The following is a 295-nucleotide window of genomic DNA, read 5'->3' on the forward strand; positions in this document are numbered from 1 at the left end:
CGTCCGCTGGGGTGTTGTCGTTCAGAGCACGGTGCGGACGGTGCTGGTTGTAGTGCTCACGGAAGCTGTCGAGCTGGGTCTGCAGCTCGCTGCTGTTGAGGGCGGCTGGTCGGGCGGCGAGCCATCGTTTCAAGGTCTGGTGGAATCGTTCGATCTTCCCTTGCGTCTGAGGATGGTTCGGGGCGCCGTTCTTCTGTGTGATCGCCAGGGCCGCGAGCACGTATTCGAATGCGTTCCGGCCGCCACCGGAGCGGGCGGTGTAGACGCGGCCGTTGTCGGTGAGGGTGGATGCGGG

At 65.1% G+C, this 295-nt stretch carries 1 protein-coding gene; it reads right to left on the reverse strand.

The features are described 5' to 3' along the window. A partial coding sequence (locus LK09_RS20385) for an integrase core domain-containing protein (RefSeq protein WP_039403842.1) occupies positions 1–295 on the reverse strand: 295 nt, incomplete at both ends.

The sequence above is a fragment of the Microbacterium mangrovi genome (genome assembly GCF_000802305.1).
Lineage (GTDB): Bacteria > Actinomycetota > Actinomycetes > Actinomycetales > Microbacteriaceae > Microbacterium > Microbacterium mangrovi.